Source organism: Povalibacter sp. (genome assembly GCF_036520495.1).
Taxonomy (GTDB): domain Bacteria; phylum Pseudomonadota; class Gammaproteobacteria; order Steroidobacterales; family Steroidobacteraceae; genus Steroidobacter.
Genome location: NZ_DATDJO010000003.1, coordinates 31,604 through 52,803, shown reverse-complemented (window position 1 = coordinate 52,803; position 21,200 = coordinate 31,604). Strand labels below are relative to the sequence as shown.

Here is a 21,200-nt window from a genome sequence, read left to right as displayed (position 1 = left end):
GCGCTAATGCCGTCTCGGCACACAAGCAGGTAAATTTTCCATGCAGGCATCCGTTGGCGAATTCCTGAAGCCTCGTGTCGTCAAAGTCACTCCGACCACGGCCCGTCAGGCCAAGGTTGTGATTGAGCCTTTCGAGCGCGGTTTCGGCCATACGCTGGGTAACGCGCTGCGTCGCGTGTTGCTCTCGTCCATGCCCGGCTGCGCCATCACCGAAGTCGAGATCGATGGCGTGCTCCATGAGTACACCAGCATCGAGGGTGTGCAGGAGGACGTAGTCGACATCCTGCTGAACCTGAAGCAGGTCGCCATCCGTCTGAATGCCCGCGATTCGACCGAGCTGCGGCTTCACAAGAAGGGCCCCGGCCCGGTGACCGCCGGTGACATCCAGCTCGATCACGACGTTGAAGTCCTGAACAGCGATCTCGTGATTGCCAACCTGACCAAGGCTGGCGAACTGAACATGATGCTGAAGGTTGAGCGCGGCCGTGGTTATCGTCCGGCGATTCAGCGTGCGACATTCGAAGAGTCGTCCGGCCCAATCGGTCGTCTGCAGCTGGATGCCTCGTTCAGCCCGATCCGCCGCGTGACCTACAACGTGGAAAGCGCGCGCGTCGAACAGCGCACGAACCTGGACAAGCTGATCCTCGACATCGAAACGAACGGCACGATCGACGCGGAAGAAGCCATCCGCCGCGCGGGCTCGATCCTCAAGGATCAGCTCTCGGTGTTCGTCGATCTGCAGGGTCAGGACGAGGGCGCATCGAAGACTGCTGAACAGCAGTTCGATCCGATCCTGTTGCGTCCGGTGGACGAGCTCGAGCTGACAGTTCGCAGTGCGAACTGCCTCAAGGCCGAGAACATCCACTACATCGGTGATCTCGTGCAGCGCACCGAAGTGGAGCTGCTGCGTACACCGAACCTCGGCAAGAAGTCCCTCACCGAGATCAAGGAAGTGCTCGAGAGCCACGGCTTGTCGCTGGGCATGCGGTTGGACAACTGGCCGCCGATCAGCCTCAAGCGCGAAGACGAGCGGGATGTCATCTGAAAAGTCACTGGGATCGGGCCAGGCGCGGGCAGTACAAGCTCCGCCTGAAGCCTGGTCCCGATAGATAGAGTCAAAAGAAAATGCGTCATCAACTGTCCGGCCGTCAGCTCAGCCGTAATTCGTCGCACCGCGCGGCGATGCTTCGTAACATGGCGGCGTCGCTGTTGCGTCATGAAACCATCCGCACGACCTTGCCGAAGGCCAAGGAACTGCGTCGCGTCGTCGAGCCGCTGATCACTCTCGGCAAGGCTGACAGCGATTCAAATCGCCGCCGTGCTTTTGCACAGCTGCGCGATGCAGAAGTCGTGGTGAAGTTGTTCGAGACCCTCGGGCCGCGTTTCAAGACGCGTCCAGGTGGCTATACCCGCATCCTGCGCATGGACGTGCGTCCCGGTGACGCCGCCCCGATGGCGCTCATGCAGCTTCTGGATCAGCCGGAAGTCGCGACGGAAGAGACCGCAGCGCCTGGTGATGATGGTGCCGAAGCGCCAAAGAAGAAGGCTGCTCCGAAGAAGGTGTCCGCCAAGAAGACTTCGCTGAAGAGGAAGTCGACGGTGACGGCTGAGGAGAGGGCCGAGAAGAAGGCCAAGGCTGCGAAGAAGGCCGAAGTGAAGGCCAAGAAGACCGAAACTTCCAGGGCGCAGAAGAAGGCAGCTCCGAAGAAGAAGGCAGCTGTCAGGAAGAAGTCCGCCAGGTAGCGGATTTCGGATCGATGAGTGCAAAAGGCCGGGCAATGCCCGGCCTTTTTGTTTTAGCTGACAGCTAGCGCGGACTCGATGGCGCAGCCGGCGCTTCGAGGCCCTTGGTATAAAGCACCTGGCCGTCCGGCTTCACGACGATTGCGTCGATGTCTTCGAGCCGGTTGTAGATGGCAATTGCCTCCTCCGCGCCCAGCACGAATGCGGTTTTGGAGAGACCATCGGTGCGGGTCGCCGTCGGGCCGATGATGGTGGCGCTGCGCACTTTGCGCGCCGATCTGCCAGTGTGAGGGTCGAGGATGTGGTGATACCTCACGCCATTCTCGTCGAAGTACCGCTCATAGTCGCCTGACGTCGAAATGGCCGCGTCTTCCAGCGGGATGCGTGCGATCACTTCTTCCTTGCGATCGGGATGGCGGATACCGATTACCCACGGTTTGCCGATGCGATCGCCGATGATGCGGCTGTCGCCGCCAGCCGTGACCAGCGCATGTGAAATTGCGTGTTGCTGCAGGATCCAGATACCGCGATCGACTGCATGTCCTTTGCCGATCCCGCCCAGATCGATACGAACCCCCGCACGCGCAAATTTCACCGTGTGAGTCTGACGATCCAGCACGACGTGACGATAGTTGATGCCGGGCAATGCGTTCGCGATCGCCTCATCGTCCGGTTTGACGTGTTTGCGATAGTCATACAGGTAGCCGACGCTGGCGTAGGTGATATCGAACGCACCGTCCGTGAGTTGCGAATACTCCTGTGCCTGAGTCAGCAGGTCGAACAGCTCGCCGCTGATTTTCACTGGCGCTTTCGCCGCCTCGGCATTGACCTTCGATACTTCGCTGGTGGCCTTGTACGTGCTCATTTCCTGATCGACACGGCGCATCTCGGTGAGCACTGCTTCGATGGCGGCGTTGCCTTGGTTGCGATCGTCAGCCCACAGCTCGACGACGATCCGCGTGCCCATGATGCCGTCCTCGACCCGTTCCAGCCATTCGGCATGAGCCGCCCCCCCCAGAAAGAGCAGGGCCGGAAGCATCCAGGCGACAGCAGTTCTCATGTCGCCATGGTAGCAACCAGATGAAGGGAAGTCCGTCGTGAACGGGAAAGCGAAAGCGAGTCGGCCAGTGCAAGTGACTGGGCGACTCGCCTATTCGCAGTGGCAATCAGAGCGAGGGAAACGCTGCCGTCACCCGGTCGCTCCATACGGCATGCGCGCGTGCCGTGGGATGAACTCCGTCGGCGAAGACATACGTGATATCGGCTCCAGGTGCCACGAGAGTCGCTGGTGAGCAGATCAGGGCGCTCAGCGTCGCGGGATTGCCCGGTGTCGTGTAGCTGTTGCAGGCGGGTGTCGTCGCGTTGGTGAATCCCAACGATGCCGGCGATGCGATGACCTCATTGATCAGGGCGGCCGCGTCGAAGATGCTCACGCCCCAGGCATTCAACTGCGTGACCATGGCCGCGTTGTATGCGGTGGCAAGCTGCGTGGCGAGGCCGGCAAGGGGGGTGGTGCGAAACTGCGGTGTCTTTCCCAAGTCCGGCAGATTCGAATAAACGATGCGCGTCGCACCTGCCGATCGCAGCCTTCCGATCTGCGCCACCATTGCCGTGGCCGTGTTCGTGATCACCGTGGGTGCATTGGCAGCCTGCGTCGGATCCGCCGCCACCTGGCCGAGGAACGCGAAGAAGTCATTGGCACCGCCCTGGATCAGCACCAGCTGATCGTCGCCGAACGCATTGTTGTGCCCGGCGAGATAGTCATCGATCTGGGTCTTGATGGCGCGGGCCGTGGCCAACTGCACCGGCACGGTGCCCACACCCGGAATGGTCTGCATCACGACCCCGCCATTCGCCCCATCGACCTCGACGCGGGCGCCGCCTTCGGCATAGTTCAGACCGCCGAGTTCGATGATGCGGCCACCATTGCCGACAATACCGAAATTCACCTGCTGGTTCGGTGTTAGCGACAGGCCGAACGTACCGGCCACGTATACGGCCCACGTACTGCCGGGCTTGGTGCTGAACGTCAGTCCAGTCGCGCTGTCGTTGGCAGGATTGCTATCGGCGGTGGTGGGGTTGTACGTGCCCGCATCGGAAAGGCTGTCTCCGAATGCCACGACCTGTGAGAGCGTGGGTCCCTGCGACGTAGACGGTGTCTGGACCGAGGACTCGTAGCCGTCGTCGCTGCACGCACTGGTGAAAATGGCCGCGGTAACTGCCACGACCACGAGATGCGAAGTTGTGCTCATGTTATGCACCTGTTTTTTTTTGATGGAGTACTTCTGAGTGGCTGACGGCTTCAGAACTTGAACCGTGCTGTCAGGCCATAAGTGCGCGGTGCGCCGAGGAACGCGTCAATCGTGCTGGTCGGCACCGCGCCCGCTGATGAACCTTGCAGCGTCCCATCGAATGCGACCTGGTAGTACTCCTCGTCAGTCAGGTTCTGTGCCCATGCTTCTATCATCCAGCTCTCGCTGGCCGAGCCGAGACCGATACGCGCGTTGACGAGCGAATAGCCGTCCTGATTCTTGCGCGGATCCAGATTCGAGCCGGTGTTGTACTCGGACATGAACTTCCCGCCGACGTTGGCACGGAACAGCAGGCTGCTGCCGATGGGCTGTTCGAAAGTTGCCGACAGGCTACCCGACCATTCCGGCGCGAAGGACAACCTGTCGTTTTCGCGCTCGGGGCGGAAGAAGCCGGCCGCCGCGCCGAAATCCTCGATCTGCGTGTCCGCGTACGTGACACCGCCCTGGATGCTCAACTGCTCCAGCGGCGTGTACCACACGATGTCCAGATCCACACCCTGCGAGTTCACCTTGGGCAGGGACGTGACAACGAACTGGACACCGGTGAACGTATTGAGCTGGAAGTCCGTGTAGTCCTGATAGAAGCCGGCAATGTTCAGCAATATGGTGTTGTCTGCCCATTGTGTCTTCAGGCCCAACTCATACGAGTCGACGAGTTCCTTGTCGAAGCGGGTGTTGATATCGACGCAGGCAGGGGCGTTGGGCGCAACGCCGGCCTCTGGGCAGAAGGGTTGTGCGGGATTCGTCGGCGCGATCGCCGCACTGCCCATGCGTTCGCGGTCGAGGTTGAAACCGCTGGCCTTGTAGCCGCGGGCATAGGAGGCGTATGCCATGACTTCGTCGGTGAAGCGGTATGCCAGTTTGGCGGTGCCGCTCCATTCGCTCTCATCGATGGATTGCGACGTGGCCACGTTGTTGTAGATCGGGTCGGCGAAAGTCGAGCACCCGAGGCCGAAGATCGTGGCAGCCGAGGGGTTGCCGACGAAGGCCGGGATGCCGCGAATGATCGAGCAGCCGACGCCGCCATGTTCGTTGAAATAGCGCGTATCCAGATCCTTGGATTCGTCCGTGTAGCGCAGACCGACGGTCAGCTCGAGGGCGTCGGTGAAGCGAAGAGTGTTGTTGGTGAAAAGGGCCCAGCTGGTGGAGTCCTGTTCATAGATATCGCGCGTCCCCAGGCCACCCGGCCAGGCGTTTGCTGGCAGCGAGGAGAGCGCGCCCTGCAGCAGCGCGTTGTAGTAGGCCCGGAACTGGTTGCCGAGGATCAATTGGTTGTGTGAGTCGAGATCTTCGCTTGCGTAGAACGCGCCCACCAACCAGCTCAGGCGTTCGGTCTCGCCGGCGAGCCGCAACTCCTCGCTCAGTTGCTCGAACGCGTTGGCAAAGTCACCGTTAGGATCGCGATACAGGATGTCGACGGTCGTGAAGTCTGCGTCCTGGCCATTGATGGTTTCCCAGTCGCGCCAGCCCGTAACCGACGTCAGCGTCGCGCCTCCCAGCGCCTTCAGATCCCAGTTGATTTCCATGGAAGCGCCCTCGTCGGTCACTTCCTGTGCTGTGCCGCGGTTCGAATGCGCGAGCCGGCCGAATGGGTCGGCGGGATTCGTAACGGAGCCGGGCTGCAGGGCGTTCAGCACGGCCAGCACGCCGGCGACGGGCGTGAGCACTGCTTGCGGCGCCGCGCAACAGTTCTCATCGCGTTCGGTGTAGTCGCCGACAACGCGGATATCCAGGGAGTCACTCGGCTTGAACAGCAGTTGTCCGCGCACGGTGTAGAAACTGCGATCACCGTCCTCGCGTTGGGTGCGCGGTCCGGGACCGACATCGACGTCCATGAAACCATCGCGTTCACGCGCCGCCGCGTACAGCCGGCCGGCTATGGTCTCGCTCAGCGGACCGGTGACCGATGCGGCCGCTTCCATCGCCCCGAAGTTGCCCGCAGTCAGTTCGATATCGGAGCCGAAGGTGAACGAAGGATTCTTCGTGACGACGTTGATGACGCCCGCCGAGGTATTCTTGCCGAAGAGGGTGCCCTGCGGCCCTTTCAGCACTTCGATGCGCTCGAGTTCGCCGAGGTCACCGAATCCGACACCATTGCGCGGGCGGTACACGCCGTCGATCACGACGCCGACAGAGGATTCGAGGCCGGCGTTGTCACCCACGGTGCCTATGCCACGGATGCGGGCCGTGGTTACCGACTCGTTGGAGGTTGACGTCACCAGCAGGCCGGGGGTCAGAATGGTGAGATCCTTGATGTCCTTGACGCCCGTGTCCTTGAGTAGCTGTTCGGAAACCGCAGTCACGGAGATCGGCACGTCCTGCAGGTTCTGTTCGCGCTTCTGCGCGGTGACGATGATGGTCTCGATGTTGCGGGCTCCGCCGCTGCTGGTTTCCTGGCCAGATGCGGGCAGTGTGGTGGCAGCAGACAAGGCGAGTGCAGCAACGATCGCCCAACGCAGAGTGACGCTTCTTATAGACATGAATCCCCCTAGCTTGATCCGTGGCCGAAGTTTTTTGGTTCCGCGTGACGGGCCGGTGGTTACATAGCAGTGCGCCCGTACCGTGGCGTGAAGGGTACTGGCTATAGCTGGCAAGCGGAAGGCATTTAGCGAGAAAGCAACGTGATTGTGGCTGCCTCGATGCGCTGAAGCGGGTAGGCGATTTTGCAGCGCAGAATTTTTCACGCTGAGTACCCTCCCTGAGCGCCGCACCTTCTGCGATGCGATACAGTTCCGCCTTTCGTCGTGTCTGCTGAGTTCGTGCAGCAGGCGCCGTATTTCGTCGTCTCAAGGTAAACAGTCGCCCATGCAAGAGTTCGATGTTGTCGTCGTAGGGAGCGGTCCGGCCGGCGAGGGAGCCGCGATGATGGCTGCAAAAAATCATCGGACGGTGGCGTTGGTCGAGCGCCATTTCGAGGTGGGCGGCGGCTGCACTCATTGGGGAACGATTCCCAGCAAGGCGCTGCGGCACGCGGTGAAAATTCTCCATGACCTGCGCCGCAATCCACTGCTGCGGGAATTCCATGCGGACACCCCGCTGACCTATCCGCAGTTGCTGGCGACGGCGACCAAGGTCGTGGACTCACAGGTCGCGAGCCGCCATCGATTCTATGAACGCAACCGCGTGCCGATCTTCGGCGGCGAAGCGACGTTCATCGACGATCATGTCATCGAGATTCAACCTACCGTCGGCAAGTCGCAAAGAATTTCCGGGCGGCACATCATCATCGCTGCAGGTTCCCGGCCGTATCACCCGCCGGAAGTCGATTTCACGCACCGCCACATCCGCGACAGTGATTCGATCCTGCGCTATCCCGATAATCCGTTCGCCGTCACGATCTACGGTGCCGGAGTGATCGGCTGCGAGTACGCATCGATCTTCATCAACCTCGGTGTCAAGGTCACGCTGGTCAATACACAGGAGCGGCTCCTGTCGTTTCTCGACGACGAGATTGCCGAGGCGCTGTCCTACCATCTGCGCGAGCAGGGCTGTGTCATTCGACACAACGAACAGTTCAAGACGCTCGAGGCGCGCGAAAGGGATGTGGTGCTGCATCTGGAATCGGGGCGCAAGATCAAGTCCGATCTGCTGCTGTGGGCCAACGGTCGCACGGGAAATTCGCAGGGTCTGCAGCTCGACCGAATTGGTCTGACTGCCAATTCGCGCGGACAGATTGCCGTCAATGGGCACTACCAGACCGCGGTGCCGCATATCTATGCGGTCGGAGATATTGCCGGTCCGCCCGCGCTGGCGAGCGCGGCGTATGTCCAGGGTTCGCATGCGGTTCAGCACATTCTCGATCCGGCCGTTCCCGAGCATCGGCTCGACATGGTGCCGAGCGGCATTTACACGATTCCGGAGATCTCTTCGATCGGCAAAAACGAGCGCGAACTGCAGGAAGGCAAAGTCCCTTATGAAGTCGGGCATTGCGCGTTCAAGAATCTGGCGCGCGCGCAGATGACCGATGAGCGCGTGGGGGTGCTCAAGATCATTTTCCATGCCGAATCGCTCGCCGTCCTTGGCGTGCACTGCTTCGGCGACGGCGCGTCCGAGATCGTCCATATCGGCCAGACCGTCATGGCCAGCCCCGAGCTCAACAACATCCGCTATTTCACCAACACTACATTCAACTATCCGACCATGGCGGAGGCTTATCGGGTCGCCGCGTACAACGGGCTGAACAGGCTCACCTGATACGGGAAGTCGACTGCGGTTGCGGAGGTCGCCCTTGTCCGTATTGGCGAAGGACACGGTGGCGTGCTACAGAGTGTCGCCAATTTTTTCGATCGGCGCCGGGGAGAGGTCCGCATGAGTGTCATAAAAGAATTCCGTGAGTTCGCCGTCAAGGGCAATGTCGTCGACATGGCCGTCGGTATCATCATCGGCGCCGCGTTCGGCAAGATCGTCAGCTCGTTGGTGAGCGACGTGGTGACGCCGCCGCTGGGGTATGTGATTGGTGGTGTGGATTTCACCGATCTGGCCGTGACGTTACCGGCGATCACTGAAAGCGCGGAAGCCGTGACGATCCGCTACGGCGCCTTCCTGCAGACGGTGTTCGATTTCACGATCGTGGCGTTTGCGATCTTCCTCATCATCAAGCTCATCAATCGGGTGCGTCGCAAAGAAGAGGCTGCTCCTGCCGTGCCGCCGCCGCCGCCGCGCCAGGAAGTGCTGCTGGAAGAGATCCGCGATCTGCTGAAAGAAAAACGCTGAAGTCGCGGGCATGACCAAGGCCGCGTTCAGTCGATCCGACTGAACGCCGACCGGGTCAGATTCTCCGGTACGCCACTCGTACACGCCACGTTGTCTTCGATGCGAATCCCGCCGTAGGGCTTGAAGCGCTCAACCCGCTTCCAGTTGATGCTGCCGGCATACGGTGCCTGCCGCGCTGCGGCGAGCAAGGAGTCGATGAAATACAGGCCCGGTTCGATGGTCACCACGAAACCGGGCTCCAGCGTGCGGGTGAGCCGCAGGTAGGGATGGCCCGGCGGGCGCGCTTTCTGCTTGCCGTCGATATTGACGGTGAAGCCCGAGACGTCGTGCACCTGCAGGCCCAGCAGATGACCGATGCCGTGCGGAAAGAACACCCCTGACAGACCCGATGCCACCGCCTCATCGGCGTCGGCGCTGATGATGTCGGAGTCGCGCAGCAGGCTCGCGATGCGCCGATGCGCGCTCAGATGGATGTTGGCGTAGTCCACGCCTGCACGTACCTCGTTGCACAACTCGAGCTGCAACCGTTCCATGCCAGCGATCAGTGTCTGGAACTCATCGTGCTGCGACGAGTAGGTGCGTGTGATGTCGCTTGCATAGCCAGCCACTTCGCCGCCGGCGTCGATCAGGAATGAGCGCAGCGAGGCAGGGGGCTGTCTTTCCTGATACTGGTAGTGCAGGACCGCGGCGTGTTCATTCAGCGCGATTATGTTGGGGTAGGGCAGTTCTGCTTCGCTGTGCTGTGTCGCGCGCAGATACTCGACATGAATGCCGAGTTCCGATGCGCCGGCGCGAAACGCAGCCTCGGCAGCCTTGTGTCCGCGTGCGCCGCGGACGGATGCCAATCGCATGCACTCGAGTTCGTAAGGCGTCTTACTGGCGCGGTGATAGTGCAGCCGATCCAGCAGCCCATTGGGATTGCCGGCCGCAAACCCCCATTCCGAATATTCCGCCTGCCACTCGCCGATCAGCGCGCAGTTTGGCAACCGCATGAGATGCGGACGGGCTTCGGACGCCTCACGCATGACTTCGATATGAAAACGAGCAGCCCAGTATTCGCTCGGCATTTGCGGTGTCTTGTGCCAGTAGTCGTTGGGCTGCAGGAACAGCAGGCGCAGCGGTTTGCCCGGCTCGTACAGAATCCAGCAGTCCGGCGTATCGGTCAGGGGCGCCCACGACTTGAAATGCGGGTTGACCTTGAACGGGTACGGCTGGTCGTCGAGAAACTGCATCCACAGCCGGCCCGAGTGAATGGCGAGCGAATCGAAGCCGCAGGCGGCGAGTGCTTCGTCGGTGCGCTGACGCAGGATTCGCAGATGGTCGTCGTAAAGGCTGTCGAGGGTTGCCATGGGGGTCACTCTCTCTGAAAGCGACGGCACGCGAGAACGAACCCGCTGCCCGACTACTGCACAATGTGGAAGGTGATTGTGCCCCAATTGCCGTAGTCGGCGCTGCAGTCTCCGACGCTGGCGGGGATCATTCGTCCGAGCGCGCCTGTCAGCAGAATCTGGCCCGGCTCCAGGGCCCAACCCTGTTCCAGCATGGTATTCACGAGAAAGCGTGCGGCTTCCCACTGATCGCCCAAGGCGTCGCGAGCATGGCCTTTATTGATTTCATTGCCGTTACACGCAAGGCGCGGCGTCGGTTCGTTGGGGTCGCGCGTCGCGGGCGAGACGAAGTCGCCGACGATGTAGGCCGCGGCGCCGACGTTGGTGGCGATGATGTCCATGGCGTCTGCCTGATCGAGTGCGACGAAGTGAAGGTTGGGCAGTTCGATGGCGGGTGCGATGCCATCGATGTGCTTTCGCAATTCGTTCGCATCGGGGATGCGTGAGCGGATGGGCGTGCCAATGCGCATCGCGATTTCGGTTTCGATATTCAAGCCGCGCAGCTCACTCAGTCGTAGCGTTGCATCCGCAGGCAGCAGACCATCGCGTGGCAGGACTCCCGCAACAGGAGCATCGGTGCGAAAGCGTGCTTGCGATTGTGCCGAGGTCAGTCCGGCTTTGAAGCCTCCGGGTTGCGCACCGCGAAGCTGTGCGAGAGCGACGCGCTTCTGAACGCGATATGCCTCTGCAATTGTCAATGTTTCGTCAATGAGATGCGGCAGCGGCAGCGCGTCGCTGCGACGACTTGCTTCGATGACCTCTGTCACCACGCGTTGCTGCGGAGAAATGCACGCAGACAGCGTCATACATGCGTACAGAGCAATCGTGACCGCAATTGCGGATCTGTGATTCAGCATGTTTGCGCGTTCCTTTGTGATGTCTTCTGTTCGCGACGTCGACGGTGAGAACATTTCAAACACCGGTGAAACATTCTAGAATCCGCTCCGCTGCAATCGACGAGAGAGTCTTATCTCCCGACTGCCGTGGAAGTTATCTACTCGCAATCACATCTACGCAATCACTGGGGTGATAGATCATATGAACACAAAGATGATTCTTGCTGCTCTCGCGCTGTCCCTGTCGCTGGCCGCCTGCGCGAAGAAGGACGAGGCTCAGGACGCCGCTGCTGCTGCTGGCGATGCTGCACAGGCTGCCGGCGAAGCTGCCGGTGACGCTGCCGCTGCTGCTGGCGATGCCGCTGCTGCTGCTGCTGGCGCTGCTGGCGATACCGCTGCTGAAGCTGCCGGCGATGCCGCTGCTGCTGCTGGCGACGCTGCTGCCGCTGCTGGCGATGCAGCTCAGGCCGCTGGCGAAGCTGCCAAGGATGCCGCGACTCCTGCTCAGTAATTGAGTTGAGTGGCCGGGCCGGCACCTGGTGCCTGCCCGGCCACGTGGCCCGCCAACGAAACCTTTCCTGCCGACTACTTCACATCCGTATCGATCCACGCTGGATCGCGGCAGTCGTCAGGAAGACAATACGGCCTCCATCGACATTCGCAGCAGAGGCGGCACAGGACGCGCCGTTTACATCAAGTGCCAGTCAGTATTCGTGATGCCAAGAACACGGAAGCAGACCGCAAATGGATTCAGCGGAACTATCCCGAGTATCTCGAGGATCTCTCGCAACAGAGCATGAACACGGGCATGTTCCCGGTTCGGGGTGAATATGGCGAGCGGGAACAGGAGCTGATGGCTCGCTGGTTTGCCGACGACAGTTCCCATCCTCTCATCCTGCTGCAGAACGATCGCCCCGCCGGCTTCGCATTGGTGAGCCGTCCCCTGCGGAATCAGCGCGAATCCATCGACTACCGCATGGCCGAGTTTTTCGTGTCGCCCGCGCAGCGCCGACTCGGGGTCGGACGCGACGCGGCGAAGCTGATCTTCGCGCGATTCTCCGGCAGCTGGGAGATCACCGAGTTTCTCTATAACAAGCCAGCAGTCGCATTCTGGCGTTCGATCGTCAATCACCTGACGGCCGGTCGTTTCCGCGAATCCGTCACGCACGGCGAGGTGCGTCAGGTATTCAGTTCGCAAGACTTCGTGCAACGACGCTGAAGAGTTCAGCGTCAGCCCGTAGTGAGACGCGCGAATCGATAGCGCACGCCGCCGTATTCCGCAGGCGCGGTGTAGTCCTCGAATGCATCGATGCGATGCTGGACCGGGTGCCGGAAGCACGGCCCGTCGTACACGAACGTATGGAATTCGCCGTTCTCGCCACAGGCGTCGACGCCAGCCGGCAGGCTGGCGATGAAATCGGCGTCGTATGGCTGTCCGCAATACTCGTCGCTGAGATACCGCGAATCGGTGCACACCACGGTGGCGCGGAAGCCGGCCGCCAGCACTTCGTCGGCGAGTTGCCGCCGATCTTTCTGCCAGAGCGGTAGTACCGCGCGCACGTCGGCGGCGGCGCAGACCTTCTCTTCCCAATCGCGATGCGCCTGCAGATCGATATCGCCGAAGATGGCGACGCGATGTCCGTTCTCCCGCAGTTCACGCAATGCGGTGACGAACACGGATTCATAGGTCTGCCACGTGGCTTTTCGAACCATCAGCTCGCAACCCAGCGAGTGCGCCTGGCCCTCGATCAGGGGCAGGGGTATGGCGTGGGAGCGGCTGCGTTCGCCGGATTCGTCGAACATGGTCAGGAGCGTGCGTATCTCGTATCCCTGGCGCATGGCGGTCCAGAATGCCAGGCAGGAGTCCTTGCCGCCGCTGAACGAACAGAGCGCCTGATGGGAGAGTGTATCGGTCATGGGTACCATCCTTTGCCAGCCATGATACGCGTTCGTCAGACCCTGGATATCTACGCGATGAAGGCCCAAGTGTATCGGTCGACCTTGCTGTGTCTCCTGCTGTCCGGCGCAGTGCAGGCGGCGGATCTCGACAGTTGTCTCGCGATCGAAGAACCCACAGCCCGCCTCGCGTGCTACGACGCGGCTGCCGGGCGTACCACCAGGCCGACTGTTGCAGAACCTGCGGCCGCGGCAAGCGAGTTCGGTATGAGCGAACGTCTCAAACGCGAGAAGGCCGGCGAGCCGGAGAAAGACCCGGCACCGCAGACACTGGTCGCGACGATCAGCGAGGCGCAGCGCAATTCGCAGGGCTACTTCGCGCTGACGCTGGACAACCGTCAGCGCTGGTACGTGTCAGAGGTGTTGCCGCCGCTCTGGTTCAAAGCCGGTGATCAGGTCACCATTCACCGCGGTAGTTTGGGGTCTTTTCTGCTGAAGCGCGCGAAGGGCGGGCAGGCGTTGCGCGTGCGACGTATCGAATAAGTTGCTGCTGCTTACGCCCGCTTGCGCGAGCGTTGTCGTGCCTGCTCCAGCACGGATCGCAGGAAGTGGCCTGTGTGGGATTTCTTGTTGGCGGCAATCTGTTCCGGCGTTCCCTGCGCGACGATCTCGCCGCCGCCGGAGCCGCCTTCCGGGCCGAGATCGATGATCCAGTCCGCGGTCTTGATGACATCGAGATTGTGTTCGATCACGACGATCGTATTGCCCTCGTCGCGCAGTCGCTGCAGCACGGCCAGCAGCTGCTCGATATCGAAGAAGTGCAGGCCTGTCGTCGGCTCATCGAGAATGTACAGCGTGCGTCCGGTGGCGCGTTTGGACAGTTCCTTTGCCAGTTTCACGCGCTGCGCTTCGCCGCCCGACAGGGTCGTCGCGTTCTGACCGAGATGAATGTACGACAGCCCGACGTCCATCAGGGTCTGCAGCTTCGGTTCGATGACCGGAACGTGCTTGAAGAAGGCGAGGGCATCCTCGACGGTCATCTCCAGGACTTCGCTGATGTTCTTGCCCTTGTAGCGAACTTCCAGCGTTTCGCGGTTGTAGCGCTTGCCCTTGCACACATCGCAGGGGACGTAGATATCCGGCAGGAAGTGCATTTCGACTTTGATGACACCGTCGCCCTGGCAGGCCTCGCAGCGGCCGCCCTTCACGTTGAAACTGAAGCGTCCCGGTTCATAGCCGCGCGTGCGGGCCTCGGGCACTGCCGCAAAAATATCTCTGATCGGTGTGAACAACCCGGTGTAGGTCGCGGGGTTCGAGCGCGGCGTGCGGCCGATGGGCGTCTGGTCGATGTCGATGACGCGATCGATCTGCTCCAGTCCTTCGACGCCGTCATTCGGCGCCGGGTCGTTCGATGCGTCGTTCAACGTGCGCGCCACGACCTGGTACAGCGTGTCGTTGATGAGAGTGGATTTACCCGAGCCCGACACCCCGGTGACACAGGTCATCACGCCCAGGGGGATGTCGACCGTCACGCCTTTGAGGTTGTTGCCGCGCGCATTGACGATGCGCAGGAATCGATCGTCCTGTTTCGGCGCTCGCAGTGGCGGAATCGCGATGCTGCGCGCGCCTGACAGATACTGGCCGGTGAGCGATCTGGGATTGGCGGCGACTTCTGCAGGCGAGCCTTTGGCAATGACCTCGCCGCCATGAACGCCGGCGCCGGGACCCAGATCGACGACGAAATCCGCATGACGAATCGCATCCTCATCATGCTCGACCACGATGACTGTGTTGCCCAGATCGCGCAGCCGGTTGAGGGTCAGCAGCAGTCGTTCATTGTCGCGTTGATGCAGCCCGATCGATGGCTCATCGAGGATGTACATCACGCCCACGAGGCCTGAGCCGATCTGGCTCGCCAGTCGGATGCGTTGCGCCTCGCCACCCGACAGCGTCTCGGCGCTGCGGTCGAGCGTCAGATAATCGAGTCCGACATCGCACAGGAAGCGCAGACGCTCGGCGACTTCCTTGATGATCTTGACGGCGACTTCGCCGCGCCAGCCGTCGAGCTTGAGCTCGGCGCTGAAGCGCATGGCATCGCCGACCGCCATGCTCGTAAGTTCCGGCAACGCGCGTCCGGCAACGAACACGTTGCGCGCGGCGCGATTCAGGCGCGTGCCCTTGCAGTCCGGGCACGGCTGATTGCTCAGGTACTTCGCGAGTTCTTCGCGCACCGCCATCGATTCGGTTTCGCGATAACGCCGTTGCAGATTGGGAATGACGCCTTCCCACTTGTGCGAGCGCTTGGTGGTGCCGCCCCGTGCATCGACGTAGCGAAACTCGATCTTCTCGTCGCCGCTGCCGTTCAGGACGATCTTCTGATGCTTCGCGGCGAGTTCGCTCCACGGCGTTTCGATGTCGAACTTGTACTGCCGCGCCAGCGACTGGATCAGCGCGAAGTAGTAAGCATTGCGACGGTCCCAGCCGCGGATCGCGCCGCCCGCGAGCGACAGATTCGGATGGTGCACGACGCGCGCCGGATCGAAGAACTGCTGCACGCCCAGGCCGGAACAAGTGGGGCAGGCGCCTGCCGGATTGTTGAACGAAAACAGCCGCGGCTCGAGTTCGGCGAGGCTGTAGCCGCAGATCGTGCAGGCGAAACGATCGGAAAAGACCAGATCGTCGCGGTCGGGCTCGTCCATGAAGGCGACGCGGGCGGTGCCATCGGACAGGCGCAGGGCGGTCTCGAAAGACTCTGCCAGTCGCTGCGATATATCGCCGCGGACCTTGAGCCGGTCGACCACGGCCTCGACCGTGTGTTTGCGCTTGTTGTCCAGCTTGGGCGGCTGATCGAGTTCGGCCACCTTGCCGTCGATGCGCGCACGCACAAACCCCTGGCCGCGCAGGGTTTCGATCACCTGCACGTGTTCGCCCTTGCGTCCGTCGATCATCGGCGCGAGCAGCATGAGCGGCGTACCTTCCGGCAGGCGCAGGACCTGGTCGACCATCTGGCTCACGGTCTGCGCTGCCAGATCGACGCCATGATCCGGGCAGCGCGGCGTGCCGACCCGCGCGAACAGCAGTCGCAGATGGTCGTAGATTTCCGTCACCGTGCCGACGGTGGAGCGGGGATTGTGGGACGTGGATTTCTGCTCGATCGCGATGGCCGGCGACAGGCCATCGATCGAATCGACGTCGGGCTTTTCCATCATCGACAGGAACTGGCGCGCGTACGCCGACAGCGACTCGACATAGCGCCGCTGACCTTCCGCGTAGATGGTGTCGAACGCGAGCGAGGACTTGCCGGATCCCGACAGGCCCGTGAACACGATCAGCTGATCTCGCGGCAATTCGAGGTCGATATTGCGCAGATTGTGCGTACGAGCGCCGCGGATGACGATGGACGACGAGGACATGACTGTGAGGGGGCTCTGGGCTGCTGGACTCTGGACTTCTGGACTCTGGCAAAACAGGACGAAGGGAGCTGATGTGGAGCCGGCTCCAAGCCGTTCAATATACGGGCGGCGGCAACCGTGCAGCAAAGGCTCTTCCCTTGCTTCCGGCCAGCAGCCCGGTGCTCAGCGGCCCCTTTCTACGATCGAGCGGCCAATTCAACCTGTTCCCACCCGGCGGTGGCGTCTACAATCGCGCATTCCAATCTGTCAGGTACGTATTCCATGGCGCGCGGCATCAACAAAGTCATTCTGGTGGGTAATCTGGGCAAGGATCCGGAAACCCGCTACATGCCGAGTGGCAAGGCGGTCACCAATTTCAGCATCGCGACCTCCGAGGCCTGGACTGACAAGCAGTCCGGCGACAAGCAGGAGCGGACCGAGTGGCACAACGTCGTGCTGTTCGACAAGCTGGGTGAAATCGCCGCCGAATATCTGCGTAAAGGCTCGCAGGTGTACATCGAAGGCAGCCTGCGCACCCGCAAATGGCAGGACAAGGAAGGCAAGGACCGCTACACCACCGAGATCGTGGGCCGTGATATGCAGATGCTCGGTAGTCGTGGGGGTGCTGGCGCCGGTGCTGGAGGCGGCGGTGGTGCGAGTGGTGGGTTCGAGTCGCGGGGTGGTGGCGAATCGCGCCAGTCGCGTCCCGCGGCCGTCGAGGATCGTGGCGCACCCGCAGGCGATGACGCCGGCTTCGACGACGATATTCCGTTCTGAGGAAGGCACCAGGGCCCAGGTCCTGGTAGCCATGCAGGAATTAAGGTAATCCACGACGAGGGGGATTACCTGTCAGGGACATCCCAAGTCTTTGTTTTTTCTGGCTAGAGCCTAAGGCCTAGAGCCCAGGCCCTTCTCCCAGTATCCTACCCGCCCCGTTTTTCACCCGGTCCCATGCCTTTCCTTCATATCCGTACCAACGGCTGTCAGATGAACGAGTACGACTCCGCCAAGATGGCGGACGTACTGAGGGCATCCGGCGGCTATGAGCTGACGGAAGATCCGGCGCAGGCCGACGTCATCCTGCTCAATACCTGTTCGATTCGCGAGAAGGCGCAGGACAAGGTCTTCTCGCAGCTGGGGACCTGGCGGCATCTGAAGCAGGCCAGGCCGGATCTCATCATCGGCGTCGGTGGCTGCGTTGCCAGCCAGGAAGGCGAGAGCATCACGAAGCGCGTCAATTACGTCGACCTGGTGTTCGGGCCGCAGACTCTGCATCGGTTGCCGGACATGATCAGCGAGCTGCGTGCGACCGGTCGTCCCGTCGTGGACATCAGCTTCCCGGAGATCGAGAAGTTCGATCACCTGCCGCAGCCGCGCGCCGAAGGTTCGACAGCGTTTGTGTCGATCATGGAAGGATGCAGCAAGTACTGCTCGTTCTGTGTGGTGCCTTACACGCGGGGGGAGGAGGTCAGTCGCCCGTTCGAGCCGGTGATGGCGGAAATCCGTGAGCTGGCCGCCCAGGGCGTGCGCGAAATCCATCTGCTGGGCCAGAACGTCAATGCGTATCGCGGTCCGATGGACGATGGCACGCTGTGCGATCTGTCCACGCTCATCTATTGCGTCGCCGACATCGATGGGGTCGAGCGCATTCGCTTCACGACGTCGCATCCGCTCGAGTTCAATGACGCGCTCATCGAGGCGTATCGCGACGTGCCGAAGCTCGCGAATTATCTGCACCTGCCGGTGCAGTCGGGGTCCGACCGGATTCTTGCGGCCATGAAGCGCGGCTACACAGCGCTCGAATTCAAGCAGAAGATCCGCAAACTGCGCGCCGTGCGGCCTGGCATCAGCATCTCTTCCGATTTCATCGTCGGATTTCCCGGCGAGACCGAGCGTGATTTCGAAGCGACCATGAACCTGATCCGGGATGTCGGTTTCGACCAGTCCTTCAGCTTCATCTACAGCCGTCGTCCCGGTACGCCAGCCGCTTCGTTGCCCGACGACGTCACGCACGAGGAAAAGCATCAGCGGCTCTCGGTGCTGCAGGCACACATCGATGCGCATTCACGCGGCATCAGTCAGTCGATGGTCGGCAGCGTGCAGCGTGTCCTGGTGGAGCGGTCAGCGAAGAAGGATTCCCGCCAGGTAGCGGGTCGCACGGAGAACATGCGCTGGGTGAACTTCGATGCACCCCAGTCGCTGATCGGTCAGTTCGCCGACGTGCTGATCACTGAAGGCCTGACCAACTCCCTGCGCGGCCGCCTCGTCGGAGAAGATCGGATTTCCACGGGGCACACGGGGGGCGGAAAAATTCAAGCCGCATAGATGCAGCATATGGACCGCAGATTGAAGATGAATATTTCCATGTTCTTGTCCGACCCAGTGTTCCTCGTGTACCCCGTGGAAATTTTCTCTTGAGCATTCTCGTCGAAACCCGCGATCTCGCCTTCGAGCCTGTCGACAACACCCGGCTGGCCAATTTCGTCGGACCGCTGGATGAGAATCTGCGTCATGTCGAGCAGCGTCTCGGCGTGCAGGTGCGTCGTCGCGGTGGACAGGTCGAAGTCACGGGACCCGCCGCTGCCGCAGCCACGGCTCAGATCGTACTGCGTGCGTTGTTCGATTTGTCGGCGAGCGAATCGCTGACGCCGGACCGCGTGCACCTCGCCTTGCAGGAAGCCGGAATGGATACGAACGCCGCTGTGGCCTCATCGCACCCGCGAGAGGACGACCTGTCGATTCACACGCAGCGTGGCGGTATCCGCGGACGCGGGCCGAATCAGCGCCAGTACCTGCACAACATCCATACCTCGGACCTGACGTTCGGCATCGGCCCTGCGGGTACCGGCAAGACGTTCCTCGCGGTCGCCTGTGCCGTCGAGGCGTTGCAGTCGGAACGTGTGCGCCGCATCGTGCTCGTGCGTCCTGCCGTCGAAGCGGGCGAGCGACTCGGGTTCCTGCCGGGCGATCTGGCCCAGAAGGTCGATCCGTACCTGCGGCCGATGTACGACGCGCTCTATGAAATGATGGGATTCGATCGAGTGGCGCGCGCCGTCGAGCGCCAGGTCATCGAGATCGCGCCGCTGGCATTCATGCGCGGCCGTTCCTTGAACGATTCCTTCATCATCCTCGATGAGGCGCAGAACACCAGCGTCGAGCAGATGAAGATGTTCCTCACGCGCCTGGGCTTCGGCTCGAAAGCCGTCGTGACCGGCGATATCACGCAGACCGATCTGCCGAAGCAGCAGGTGTCCGGGCTGCGCAATGCGATGAAGGTGTTGCCGGGAGTAACCGGCGTGTCCTTCACGCACTTCACGTCGCGCGACGTCGTCCGTCATCCGCTGGTGCAACGGATCGTCGAAGCGTACGAACGTACACAGGCGCCGCCCGATGCCGCCGATGCGCAAGGGCCTGATCGGTAATGCCGCGACCCGTTCGCGAGACATCGGCGAGTCGCCGGCCGCGGCGCGTCAACGCCGACGATCTCGAACTCGAAGTGCCGATCCAGTTCGCCGCAACACGCAAGGGCGTGCCTCATCCGGGTGTATTGCGTCGTTGGGCAGTGGCGGCGTTCATCGGCGGAACACCCGGTGCAGCGACCCGGCTTCGTGTCCCCCGGATTTCGATCACCATCCGCATCGTTGGCGCGGCAGAAAGCCGGCGCCTGAACCGTCTGTGGCGTGGCAAGGACAAGCCGACCAATGTCTTGTCCTTTCCCTCCGGGCTGGCGGATGCCGGGCAGCCGGCAGCGAGCGATGACTCCCTGCCGCTGGGCGATCTCGTCATTTGTGCCCCGGTCGTGGCCCGTGAGGCGCGGGAACAGGTGAAATCTCCGCAGTCCCACTGGGCCCACATGGTCATCCATGGGGTGTTGCATCTGTTAGGTTACGATCATGAAATCGAAGGTGAAGCCGAGTTGATGGAAGAGCGCGAAATGAATCTGTTGGCGACATTCGGGTATCCCAATCCATATGTCTGAGGAACAAGGTCCGACGGGTCGCTGGCTGCGGCGTATCACCGACAGCTTCAGCAGCGAGCCGCGCGATATCGAGGATCTCATCGATCTTCTGGTCAATGCGAAGTCGCGCGGCGTGATCAGCTCCGACGCTTTCGAAATGCTCGAAGGCGTGCTCGAGGTGGTCGAGATGCAGGTGCGCGACATCATGGTGCCGCGATCGCAGATCGTAATCGTCAATCGCGACGATCCGCCGGAGGACATCCTGCCGGCGGTGATCGAATCCGGGCACTCGCGTTTTCCAGTCATCGGTGAAGATCGCGATCAGGTGGTCGGCATCCTGCTGGCGAAGGACCTGCTGCGATACTTCGTCGACGGCGGCAGGGAGAACTTCGACATCAAGGAGTGCCTGCGTCCCGCCGCCTTCATTCCGGAAAGCAAACGCCTGAGCGAACTGCTCAAGGAATTCCGCGCCAGCCATCATCACATGGCGATCGTGGTCGACGAATACGGCGGCGTTTCCGGCCTCGTCACCATCGAAGACGTGCTCGAACAGATCGTCGGCGACATTGGCGATGAATACGACGTCGAAGACGATCTCGACATCCGCAAGGAGGCCGAACGTCAGTTCAGCGTGAAGGGCACGACGCGCATCGAGGACTTCAATCAGTACTTCGGCACGTCGTTCAGCGACGACGAGTTCGACACGATCGGCGGCCTGGTCATCAACTACCTGAGTCGGCTGCCGCGGCGTGGCGAAACTTTCACTCTCGATGGCCTGGAGTTCCGCGTCGTGCGTGCCGACCGCCGCCGTCTCGATCTGCTGCGTGTCACGACCACCGAGGACATCGTGCCGAAGGAAGAATGAACACCGGATGTCACGGCAGGGCACGGAGAAGAAAAAGATTTCACACAGAGAGCACAGCGTACACAGAGCCAGGGGCAACGAGATGGTTGCTCTGCTT

Annotated in this window: 18 protein-coding genes and 1 pseudogene; 12 read left to right on the top strand and 7 right to left on the bottom strand. The window is 61.6% G+C overall.

Features of this window, described 5'->3' with window-relative positions; genetic code table 11:
- Positions 1-40 precede the first annotated feature (40 nt).
- Together VIZ63_RS00790 and rplQ are read left to right on the top strand one after the other, a co-directional pair.
- Positions 41-1,045, top strand: a complete 1,005-nt coding sequence (locus VIZ63_RS00790) for a DNA-directed RNA polymerase subunit alpha (protein ID WP_331607570.1) — start codon at positions 41-43, stop codon at positions 1,043-1,045.
- Between the two features lie 80 nt (positions 1,046-1,125).
- Positions 1,126-1,506, top strand: a pseudogene (gene rplQ / locus VIZ63_RS00785) (50S ribosomal protein L17); the annotation flags it as partial.
- 301 nt (positions 1,507-1,807) lie between these two features.
- Here the strand turns inward: rplQ and VIZ63_RS00780 are convergent.
- From VIZ63_RS00780 to VIZ63_RS00770, 3 genes are all read right to left on the bottom strand, one after another.
- Entirely contained in the window at positions 1,808-2,803 is a 996-nt protein-coding gene (locus VIZ63_RS00780; protein ID WP_331607569.1) for an FAD:protein FMN transferase, read from the bottom strand.
- 106 nt (positions 2,804-2,909) lie between these two features.
- Entirely contained in the window at positions 2,910-3,995 is a 1,086-nt protein-coding gene (locus tag VIZ63_RS00775) for an SGNH/GDSL hydrolase family protein (protein WP_331607568.1), read from the bottom strand.
- Between the two features lie 50 nt (positions 3,996-4,045).
- Positions 4,046-6,535 (bottom strand): TonB-dependent receptor, encoded by a 2,490-nt coding sequence (locus VIZ63_RS00770; RefSeq protein ID WP_331607567.1) that lies wholly within the window; start codon positions 6,533-6,535, stop codon positions 4,046-4,048.
- 325 nt (positions 6,536-6,860) lie between these two features.
- On the opposite strand from VIZ63_RS00770, the gene sthA reads away from it, so the two are divergent.
- Positions 6,861-8,249 carry a Si-specific NAD(P)(+) transhydrogenase gene (gene sthA / locus VIZ63_RS00765; protein WP_331607566.1) on the top strand — a complete coding sequence of 463 codons (1,389 nt, stop codon included), beginning with the start codon at positions 6,861-6,863 and terminating at the stop codon, positions 8,247-8,249.
- A 114-nt stretch (positions 8,250-8,363) separates the two neighbouring features.
- Entirely contained in the window at positions 8,364-8,768 is a 405-nt protein-coding gene (gene mscL, locus VIZ63_RS00760; protein WP_331607565.1) for a large-conductance mechanosensitive channel protein MscL, read from the top strand.
- Between the two features lie 26 nt (positions 8,769-8,794).
- Here mscL and pepQ read toward each other — a convergent pair whose 3' ends face one another.
- Together pepQ and VIZ63_RS00750 are read right to left on the bottom strand one after the other, a co-directional pair.
- Positions 8,795-10,117 carry a Xaa-Pro dipeptidase gene (gene pepQ / locus VIZ63_RS00755; protein WP_331607564.1) on the bottom strand — a complete coding sequence of 441 codons (1,323 nt, stop codon included), beginning with the start codon at positions 10,115-10,117 and terminating at the stop codon, positions 8,795-8,797.
- 53 nt (positions 10,118-10,170) lie between these two features.
- The gene (locus tag VIZ63_RS00750; RefSeq protein WP_331607563.1) at positions 10,171-11,013 is read right to left on the bottom strand and encodes a 2-keto-4-pentenoate hydratase; all 843 of its coding nucleotides are present in this window, start codon (positions 11,011-11,013) and stop codon (positions 10,171-10,173) included.
- A 281-nt stretch (positions 11,014-11,294) separates the two neighbouring features.
- Here VIZ63_RS00750 and VIZ63_RS00745 point away from each other — a divergent pair, with 281 nt between their 5' ends.
- Positions 11,295-11,507: a hypothetical protein gene (locus VIZ63_RS00745; protein WP_331607562.1), complete on the top strand. Its 213-nt coding sequence runs from the start codon at positions 11,295-11,297 to the stop codon at positions 11,505-11,507.
- A 182-nt stretch (positions 11,508-11,689) separates the two neighbouring features.
- Positions 11,690-12,211, top strand: a complete 522-nt coding sequence (locus VIZ63_RS00740; protein WP_331607561.1) for a GNAT family N-acetyltransferase — start codon at positions 11,690-11,692, stop codon at positions 12,209-12,211.
- An 11-nt stretch (positions 12,212-12,222) separates the two neighbouring features.
- Here VIZ63_RS00740 and VIZ63_RS00735 read toward each other — a convergent pair whose 3' ends face one another.
- On the bottom strand, positions 12,223-12,909 hold the full coding sequence (locus tag VIZ63_RS00735; RefSeq protein ID WP_331607560.1) for a diphthine--ammonia ligase: 687 nt from the start codon (positions 12,907-12,909) through the stop codon (positions 12,223-12,225).
- 21 nt (positions 12,910-12,930) lie between these two features.
- Between VIZ63_RS00735 and VIZ63_RS00730 the strand changes: the two genes are divergently transcribed.
- Positions 12,931-13,431 carry a hypothetical protein gene (locus VIZ63_RS00730; protein ID WP_331607559.1) on the top strand — a complete coding sequence of 167 codons (501 nt, stop codon included), beginning with the start codon at positions 12,931-12,933 and terminating at the stop codon, positions 13,429-13,431.
- An 11-nt stretch (positions 13,432-13,442) separates the two neighbouring features.
- Here the strand turns inward: VIZ63_RS00730 and uvrA are convergent, their stop codons facing one another.
- Positions 13,443-16,301, bottom strand: a complete 2,859-nt coding sequence (gene uvrA, locus VIZ63_RS00725) for an excinuclease ABC subunit UvrA (RefSeq protein ID WP_331607558.1) — start codon at positions 16,299-16,301, stop codon at positions 13,443-13,445.
- Positions 16,302-16,562: 261 nt separating this feature from the next.
- On the opposite strand from uvrA, the gene ssb reads away from it, so the two are divergent.
- The 5 genes from ssb to VIZ63_RS00700 all read left to right on the top strand — a co-directional run bounded on the left by ssb (position 16,563) and on the right by VIZ63_RS00700 (position 21,103).
- The gene (gene ssb / locus VIZ63_RS00720; RefSeq protein ID WP_331607593.1) at positions 16,563-17,057 is read left to right on the top strand and encodes a single-stranded DNA-binding protein; all 495 of its coding nucleotides are present in this window, start codon (positions 16,563-16,565) and stop codon (positions 17,055-17,057) included.
- Between the two features lie 174 nt (positions 17,058-17,231).
- On the top strand, positions 17,232-18,605 hold the full coding sequence (gene miaB, locus VIZ63_RS00715; RefSeq protein WP_331607557.1) for a tRNA (N6-isopentenyl adenosine(37)-C2)-methylthiotransferase MiaB: 1,374 nt from the start codon (positions 17,232-17,234) through the stop codon (positions 18,603-18,605).
- Between the two features lie 89 nt (positions 18,606-18,694).
- Positions 18,695-19,702, top strand: a complete 1,008-nt coding sequence (locus VIZ63_RS00710; RefSeq protein ID WP_331607556.1) for a PhoH family protein — start codon at positions 18,695-18,697, stop codon at positions 19,700-19,702.
- A complete protein-coding gene (gene ybeY, locus VIZ63_RS00705) occupies positions 19,702-20,259 on the top strand; it encodes an rRNA maturation RNase YbeY (RefSeq protein WP_331607555.1) in 558 nt (185 codons plus the stop codon). Before VIZ63_RS00710 ends, ybeY begins: the two co-directional genes overlap by 1 nt.
- Positions 20,252-21,103, top strand: a complete 852-nt coding sequence (locus VIZ63_RS00700; protein WP_331607554.1) for an HlyC/CorC family transporter — start codon at positions 20,252-20,254, stop codon at positions 21,101-21,103. Before ybeY ends, VIZ63_RS00700 begins: the two co-directional genes overlap by 8 nt.
- Positions 21,104-21,200: the final 97 nt, after the last annotated feature.